Origin of the sequence: Actinocrinis sp. (genome assembly GCF_035946395.1) — a bacterium.
GTDB lineage: Bacteria > Actinomycetota > Actinomycetes > Streptomycetales > Catenulisporaceae > Actinocrinis.
In genome coordinates this window covers 1-8,329 of sequence record NZ_DASYZI010000073.1, presented here as the reverse complement: position 1 = coordinate 8,329, position 8,329 = coordinate 1, and the positions used below count along the sequence as shown (strand labels likewise).

Genomic DNA, 8,329 nt, shown 5'->3' with positions numbered 1-8,329 from the left:
GAACGGGAAGTCGTGTACGGCCAGGGCATCGTCCAAGAAGATTTCCGATCCGGTCAGCGCCAGGGCGACCGCCGTCAGATGGGCTCCCGCTGCGAATGCCAGTTGGGTGAGCGTGGGTAGCGCGCGCAGTTGCTTGTCCAGGTCGATCAGCGGCAGGTCCGGGCGAATCACCGGTATGCCAGGTGGTAGGGATATTTCGTCCGTCTGGCCGACCAGGCCGCGCTGGCGTCCCCTCGGGAACAGCCGGTTGGTCAGGTCCATCGCATTGCTCTGCAACGTCGGGCCCGCTACGCCCTCGGCGACGATCAGATCGCACTCACGCAGTCTGCGCCGTACTTCCGCGTAGAACGAAGGTGCGGCGAAGTGGACCATGGGATACAGCACGAATTTCAGTGGCGTATCCGCACGGCGCAGCGTGGTCGCCGCTGAGCGGATCGCGTAACCGGTCACCTCAAGAATCTGCACGGCATCCCCCGCAGCCCTTACCCCGAACCGAACCCCGACCCCGTTATCGGCCCTTTTCGAACTTGACACTTGACCGTGGTCGGCGGCGCAGGGGCAGCCGACGCGCAGCGGCGGGCGTCCCTACAGCCGCCCACAAGGCCGCAGTCACGTTCGAGAGCCGTTATCGGCGGTATACCCCTGATACGCGCCGTCGCAATCGCGAGGGGCTACGTCCCGGTTCCGGCACGGCGTTGCACGAGTACGAACTCGGACAATAGGTCCTTCGCCTCGCGCACCAGCGGTCGCAGGATCTTGAAACGGCTAAGTGCGACGAGGCGGGCGACGACGGCTGTGGCACGGGCGACGAGGCGGGTGGTGCGGACCGTGTCCGGGGAGCGGTCGTAGACCCAGTAGAGCACGATGCCCATGTGGTAGAGCCACAGCAGCTCGGGCAGCAGCTCGGCGATGTCGGCGTCGAGCTTGGCGTCGGAGCCGGCGAGGACTCCACGGTAGAGCTCGATGACCGCGTTGCGGGCCGGCTCGGACTCGGCGGAGAAGGGGCTGAGCGGGCTGGCGGGGTCGGCGGCGTTCTTGAACAGTTGTGCGGAGAACTCGTGGTAGGGCGCCGCGATGGCCATCCATACGTCGAGCGCCGTGCGGAGACGGTCGCCGAAGTCGCGCTTGTCGGCGAGGCGGGCGGGCAGGCGCTCGCGGTGCTCGTCGGCTATCAGGTCGTAGAAACCCTGGACCAGGTGTTCCTTGGAGGCGAAGTAGTAGTACGCGTTGCCGACGGAGACGCCCGCTTCCTCGGCGATGGCGCGCATGGTGGTGCGGTCGTAGCCGCGCTCGCGGAAGAGGCGCAGGGCGGTCTCCAGGATCAGGGTCCTGGTCTGCTCGCTCTTTGACGAGTTGGTTTTGGGCACACGGGTGCGGGCCAGGCCCCCAGCAGCCTGGCCCGCACCTGCCCCCGCTTCAGTGCCGCCGGGGTGCCCGTCGTCGGCGCCGGGCACGACCCCGTTGTCGCTGTCGTAGTCGCTGCGGTTGTCGTCATCACTGCGACTGTCGCCGGCGGCCGGGTTGGTCTCGGTGCTCATGGGCACGAGTGTGCCGTCACCTGGTCGGTGCCGGGCTCTCGGGTAGGCCGAGCTGGTGGGCCAGATCGGCCAGCGCGCGACGGCGGTACCGGTTGAGCACCAGGATGTCGGCCAGATGCAGGGCGCCGAGGATGAGCAGCACGGTGCCGATCTTCACCGACAGCGCCTCGAACAGGCCGCGGGTGTCGGCCACGGCCGGGCCGTAGCGCAGCCACAGTGCGTCGAAACCCAGGTTGACCAGGCAGAAGCCGACGACGAACAGGTGGTTGACCGCCTCGGCGAGCCGCTGGTCCCCGTGGAAGATCTCGGAGAGGAAGACCAGCCCGGCCCGGCTGAAGGTGCGGCCGACCCAGACGGTCAGGGCGATGGTGATGACGAGGTAGACGATGTAGGTGAGAACGGTGAGGTCCATGGGGACCCCTCTCCGGCCGCGTGGGGCGGCCTTGGATGGAGCTGCTTCTTTTGAACACGTTCAGTTTCTGCGTTGAGCGTAGCGCCGAATTCGAACGCGTTCAAATCTTGGCCTCGGCGACCGGCTGTGATTCGCGCCACCTAGCCAAGTGGGCAGGACGGGGGCATAGTTACCGGCAAGTAACGCGCTCTACGCGACCATCCGTCTGGAGGCCGACCCCCATGAGCACGACTGATACGTCAGCTTCGCCATCCCTTTCACCGGGGACATCCGGGATGTCTCCGGAAATAAAGGAGATTCTGGACGCGATCAACGCCGGAGACACCGCCCCTGATGCGTTCGGCTCTCTCGCGCTTCCCACGGAGTACCGGGCCGTCACGGTGCATGCGGACGAGACTGCGATGTTCGAGGGCGTGAGCACGCGGGAGAAGGATCCTCGGCGCTCGCTGCACCTCGACTCGGTCCCGGTGCCGCCGCTCGGGCCCGGCGAGGCGCTGGTCGCCGTGATGGCCAGCGCGATCAACTACAACACCGTGTGGACCTCGATCTTCGAGCCGGTGCCCACCTTCGCCTTCCTGCGCAAGTACGGGCGGCTGTCCTCGCTGACCAAGCGGCACGACCTGCCGTATCACGTGATCGGCTCCGACCTGGCCGGCGTGGTGCTGCGCACCGGGCCCGGGGTCAACAGATGGCGGCCCGGCGACGAGGTCGTCGCGCACTGCCTGTCGGTGGAGCTTGAGGACGCGGCCGGGCACGACGACACCATGCTCGACCCGGAGCAGCGGATCTGGGGCTTCGAGACGAACTTCGGCGGGCTGGCCGAGCTCGCGCTGGTCAAGACGAACCAGCTGATGCCGAAGCCCGCTCACCTGAGCTGGGAGGAGGCGGCGTGTCCCGGTCTGGTGAACTCGACGGCGTACCGGCAGCTGGTGTCCAAGAACGGCGCGGCGATGAAGCAGGGCGACATCGTGTTGGTCTGGGGGGCGTCGGGCGGGCTGGGGTCGTATGCGACGCAGTACGCACTGAACGGCGGCGCGATCCCGGTCTGCGTCGTCTCCTCGCCGCAGAAGGCTGACATCTGCCGGGCGATGGGGGCCGAACTGGTCGTCGACCGCACCGCGGAGGGATACCGGTTCTGGTCCGACCCCTCGACGCAGAACCCGAAGGAGTGGCAGCGGTTCGGCGCGCGTATCCGTGAACTGACCGGCGGCGAGGACCCCGACATCGTCTTCGAGCATCCGGGCCGGGAGACCTTCGGCGCCTCGGTCTACGTGGCCCGGCGCGGAGGCACCGTGGTGACCTGCGCCTCGACCAGCGGCTATCTGCACGAATACGACAACCGCTACCTGTGGATGAACCTGAAGCGGATCATCGGCTCGCACTTCGCCAACTACCGGGAGGCGTGGGAGGCGAACCGGCTCGTGCAGAAGGGCCGCGTGCATCCGACCCTTTCGCGCACGTATGCGCTGGCCGAGGCGGGTCAGGCGGCCTTCGACGTCCACCGGAATCTGCATCAGGGGAAAGTGGGCGTACTGTGTCTAGCACCGGAAGAAGGACTGGGGGTGCGTGACAGCGCACTGCGGGAGCGATATCGGAGCGCGATCGAACGCTTTCGTAACGTCTAAGGCCCCCCGGCCCGGAATCTGACACCATTGTCTGTCATGGGATATGGGCGCGTGGACGAACGAACCGGATACGGTTCCCGCTCCCCCCATGACGACCCTGGTGACGCACGGTTCCAGGAATACTACTCAGCGCAGCCGAACGACTCCGGTTACGCCGACCCGGACCCGCGGCGGGTCTGGGAGCCCGGTCAGGACGAGTCGGTCCCGCAGTCGTCGGGCTCGACCGGAAGGCGCGGGAAGACGGCCGACCGCGGCGGCGGGCGGCCGCGCGAGAACCGGGAGCAGACGGGTCCCGAGCAGAGCATGCGCAGCTATGACCGGTACGAGGTCGAGGCTCACCTCGACGAGCTCGAAGCGCACCTGGGCCGGGTCCGCACCGAGCGCGACGAGGCCATCGCGCATGGGGAAGACCTCGGCTACCAGGTCGAGGTGCTCCGCTCCAAGCTGCACGAGCTGCGCCGCAACAACTCCGGCCCGAACTACAACAACATCTCCGGCCAGGTCGACCAGATGCTGCGCAACGCGCAGGCACAGGCCGATCAGGTGCGCTCGCAGGCGCAGCAGGAGGCGCAGCGCTTCCAGGCCGACTTCGAGCAGCGCCGGCGCAACCTGGAGGCGGAGCTCGCCGAGCGCCGCCAGCGCGGCGAGGCCGAGGTCAACGAGACCGTGGCCTGGGCCGAGCGGGTACGCAACGAGACCGAGCAGATGCGCCGCCAGGCCTCCGAACAGGCCCGCGCGCAGGTCGAGTCGGAGCTGCGGCAGCTGCGCGAGCAGGCCGCCAACGAGGTGCGCCAGGCCCAGGAGTACGCCCAGCAGATGCGCGCCTCGCTCCAGGCCGAGGCGCAGCAGACCGCGGTGGCCGCGCGTACGCACGCCGACCAGATGGTCGCCAAGGCCAACGCCGATGCGCAGCGCGTGCTCCAGGAGGCGCAGGCCGCCGCCGAGGCCGCGACGGCGCGGGCCACGGCGCACGAGCGCGACGCCGCCGAGCAGGCCGGCTCCGCCTCCACCAGTGCGCAGAAGCTGATGACGATGGCGCAGACCGAGGCCCAGCGGGTCCGGTCGGAGGCCACCGCACGCGCCGAGCAGCTCAAGTCCGACTCCGAGGCCGAGGCCGGGCGGCTCAAGGCCGAGGCGGCGGCGACCGCCGCGCAGGCCATGGCCAAGGCGACCGCGACGGCGAACGCGCAGCGCGAGCAGGCGGCGGCGAACGTGGCCGAGGCGGACCGCAAGGCCGCGCAGACGCTGGAGAAGGCCGCCGCCACGGCCGAGAAGCTGATCGCGGACGCCACCGAGCAGACCCGGCGGCACGACGAAGCCGTCCGGGCCGAGGCCGCCGCGCTGCGCGACGAGGTCCAGGAACTGCACAGCGAGGCCAGACGGCTGCACGAGGAAGCGGCCGGCGCGCATGACGTGGCCACGGCGGCGGCCCGGAAGATCACCGACGCCGCGCAGGCGGCTGCGGACGAGCACCGTGCGGCGGTCGACGCCGCGGCGGCCACCGTGCGCGACGAGGCTCACGCCGAGTCGAGCCGGGTACGCGAGGAGGCCGCGGCCGAAGCGCAGCGGCTGCGCGGCGAGGCGACCAGCGTGCGCGACGAGGCCCGCGCCGTGGCAAGCAGGGAGCGCGAGGAGGCCCGCGCCGAAGCGACCCGAGTGCGCGACGAAGCGGACGCCGAGTCGGGCAGGGTACGTGACGAGGCCCACTCGGATGCGGCGCGGGTGCACGAGGAGACCGCCGCCGCGGCGGACGCGGTGCGCGCGGACGCGCAGTCATATGCCGAGCGGGTCAAGACCGAGGCGGAGCGTGCCGCTGAGAAGACCCGGATGCAGGGGCTCTCCGAGGCCGAGAAGACCGTCGGCCAGGCGCGCACCGCCGCCGAGGAGACACTCGCGCAGGCCAAGGCCGAGGCGGACAAGACCAGGGCCGGCCTGATCGCCGAAGGCAACCAGGCCAAGGCCAAGGCGCTGGACGAAGCCGAGAAGACGCGGGCGAAGGCCGGCGTCGAGGCCGAGAAGCTGCGGTTGGACACCGAGGCCGGCGTCGAGGCGATGCGCTCGGCGGTGCGTGCCGAGATCACCCAGCTGCGGCAGAAGAACGAGGCCCGCAACGCCGATCTCACCGAGCGGGCGCAGCAGGACGCCGACGCCACGCGGGAGGCGGCGCGGACCGATGCCGAACGGATCGTCGAAGAAGCGCGCACACAGGGCGCCAAGGCGGTCGCCGCCGCCCAGGCCGAGGCGAAGGCGGTGCGCAAGGCGGTCGAGGGCCTGATCGACAAGGCCGAGCAGGACGCCGCCACCATGCGCGCCGAGGCCGGGTCGGAAGCGCTGTCGCTGCATCAGCAGGCCGAGAAGGCGCTGGTGGACGCGCGCGCCGACGCCGAGCGGATGCTGGCCGAGTCCCGCGAGGACGCCGCGCGGCAGCGCGGGGACGCCGAGGCCGACGCGAGCCGGATCCGCGCGGACGCCGCGGAACTCGGCGCGAAGGCGAAGGCCGCGGCGCAGAAGCTCACCGAGGACACCGCGGCGCGGACCGCGCGGGCGATCAAGGAGGCCACGGACGAGGTCGCGGCGATAAGGTCGAGCGCCGACGGCGTGCTGGACGGGGCGAAGGCCGAGGCCACCGCGCTGCTGGCCGAGTCCCGCACGAAGGCCGACGCGATGCTCACCGCCGGGCGCACCGAGTCCGAGCGCACGCGCGCGGAAGCCGCCGAGGCGGCGCAGCGGGTGCGTGACGAGGCGGCGGCGGTCTCCGAGAAGGCCCGCAAGGACGCCGCGGAGCGGCTGGCCAAGGCGGCCCGCGAGGCCGACGCCCTGGTCGGCGCGGCCCGCGACGAGGCCGGGAAACTCGGCGTGAGCTCCAAGTCGCAGGCCGAGCAGCTGATCGCCAAGGCCCGCACGGAGGCGGATTCCATCGCCGCGAAGGCGCGCACCGAGGTGGACCGCATCCGCGCCTCCGCCGAGGGCGTCACCGAGAAGGCGCAGGCCCAGGCTCGTGCCCTCACCTCGGCCGCGCAGGCCGAGGCCGCCCGGATCCGGGCCGAGGCGACCACGGAGGCCGAGCGCACCCGCACCGAGGCGTCGAACGAGGCCGACCAGACCACCAGCGCGGCGCGCAAGCACGCCTCGGAGACCTTGCAGGGCGCGGCCAAGCGCGCCGACGAACTGGTCAACGAGGCCCGGATGCAGTTGCAGAAGGCGACCACGGAGGCGACGAAGATCACCGCCGACGCGACCGCGGGCGCCGACGCGCTGCGCGCCACCGTCGCCGAGCAGGTGGCCGCCGCGCAGCGCGAGGCCCAGCGGATGCGCGCGTCGGCGTCCGAAGAGGCCACGGCGATGAGGGCGGCGGCCGAGAAGACCGCGGACGCCGTGGTGGCCAAGGCCCGGGAGAAGACGCAGACGCTGCGCGCCGAGGCGCAGCGCGACGTCGAGGCGCTCCAGATACGGCGCGAGGAGATCAAGGCGGAGATGAGCCGGGTGCAGGGCGTGCTGGACGCGCTGGCCGGCCCGATCATCAAGCCGCAGCCCAAGTCGACCAAAGACGCGACGCGGTGACCCTGCCCGCATCGGACACCCTGGTCTCGGACACCCTGGCACCAGACAGTGGCGGTGACGGCGGCGGATCGGCTGCACGGAGTGCGAAAAGGCCGGTCGGGACCAGTCAGCGGACCGATACACTCGCCGCATCCCGCAAACGTACGGCGAAGCAGGCGGAGTCGGCGCATCAGAACCCCACCATGGCCTCACGGTTCGCGGTGGTCTCCCGGATCACGGTGCACCGCACGGAGATCGGCGCCTCCGGTGGCCGAATCGCGCGCTTTCCCAGAAAATCGGGGGCGGTGCCTGCCGATCCGACACGCTCAGCCGTTAGTGTGATGACGCTACGCGGCCACCCCATCGGGCGATGGCGACCGCCAATCCGTCTGAGGCGGCCCGGCACCCCCCGGAATCGTGCCAGGATTCCCCTGGAACCCGCGCCATTCCGTACCGGCGGCCCCGCAGACCGCTGACGCAGACCACCCGCACGGCCCCACCGACCTCAACGGTCATCAGGAGATTGAAGAAGAGATGAGCGAGACCACATCGCCCCTCGGTCTGGAGATCGTTCGCAAGGGTTACGACATTCCCCAGACGAACGAGCGGATCACCAAGATCACCAGTGAGCGCGACAGCGCGGTGGCCCGGGTGTCCGCGCTGGAGAAGCGGATCGAGGAGCTGCACCTGGAGAACCAGTCGGTGCAGGCGCAGCTGTCCGACTCGGAGCCGTCCTACGCCGGGCTCGGCGCCCGGGTGGAGAAGATCCTGCGGCTGGCCGAGGAGGAGGCCAAGGACCTGCGCGAGGAGGCTCGCCGGGCCGCCGACCAGCACCGGGAGCTGGCCGAGCAGGCGGCGGCACAGGTACGCGCGGACGCCGAGCAGTACGCGAAGGAGTGCCGGGCCAAGGCGGAGGCCGAGGGGCTGCGGCTGAACGAGAAGGCCAAGGACGAGGCCAACCAGATCCGGGCCGCGGCCGCCAAGGACGCCGCGGCCAAGCGGGCCGAGGCCGAGGCGCACTACGAGGACATCCGGGCCTCCGCGGCGGCCGCGGCCACCGACTTCGAGACCAAGCTGGCCAAGCGGCGCGAGCAGTCCGAGCGCGATCTGGCGGCCCGTCAGGCCAAGGCCGAGAAGCACCTGGCCGAGGTCGAGACCCGCAGCGAGCAGATCCGCCTTGAGGCGGAGAAGATGCGCACCGACGCCGAGCGCCG

At 70.7% G+C, this 8,329-nt stretch carries 5 protein-coding genes and 1 pseudogene; 3 read left to right on the top strand and 3 right to left on the bottom strand.

Annotated features, from left to right (window positions below; translation table 11 throughout):
- The 3 genes and pseudogenes from VGS97_RS05025 to VGS97_RS05015 form a co-directional block, all read right to left on the bottom strand.
- Positions 1 to 450: pseudogene (locus VGS97_RS05025) on the bottom strand (hypothetical protein); the annotation flags it as partial.
- 221 nt (positions 451 to 671) lie between these two features.
- Positions 672 to 1,538, bottom strand: coding sequence for a TetR family transcriptional regulator (locus VGS97_RS05020; RefSeq protein WP_326852007.1), 867 nt, complete (start codon positions 1,536 to 1,538; stop codon positions 672 to 674).
- A gap of 16 nt (positions 1,539 to 1,554) precedes the next feature.
- Entirely contained in the window at positions 1,555 to 1,950 is a 396-nt protein-coding gene (locus VGS97_RS05015; protein ID WP_326852006.1) for a hypothetical protein, read from the bottom strand.
- 287 nt (positions 1,951 to 2,237) lie between these two features.
- Between VGS97_RS05015 and ccrA the strand changes: the two genes are divergently transcribed.
- From ccrA to VGS97_RS05000, 3 genes are all read left to right on the top strand, one after another.
- Positions 2,238 to 3,575 carry a crotonyl-CoA carboxylase/reductase gene (gene ccrA, locus VGS97_RS05010; RefSeq protein WP_349261985.1) on the top strand — a complete coding sequence of 446 codons (1,338 nt, stop codon included), beginning with the start codon at positions 2,238 to 2,240 and terminating at the stop codon, positions 3,573 to 3,575.
- Positions 3,576 to 3,626: 51 nt separating this feature from the next.
- A complete protein-coding gene (locus VGS97_RS05005; RefSeq protein ID WP_326852004.1) occupies positions 3,627 to 7,136 on the top strand; it encodes a hypothetical protein in 3,510 nt (1,169 codons plus the stop codon).
- Positions 7,137 to 7,649: 513 nt separating this feature from the next.
- A partial coding sequence (locus tag VGS97_RS05000; RefSeq protein ID WP_326852003.1) for a cellulose-binding protein occupies positions 7,650 to 8,329 on the top strand: 680 nt, incomplete at its 3' end.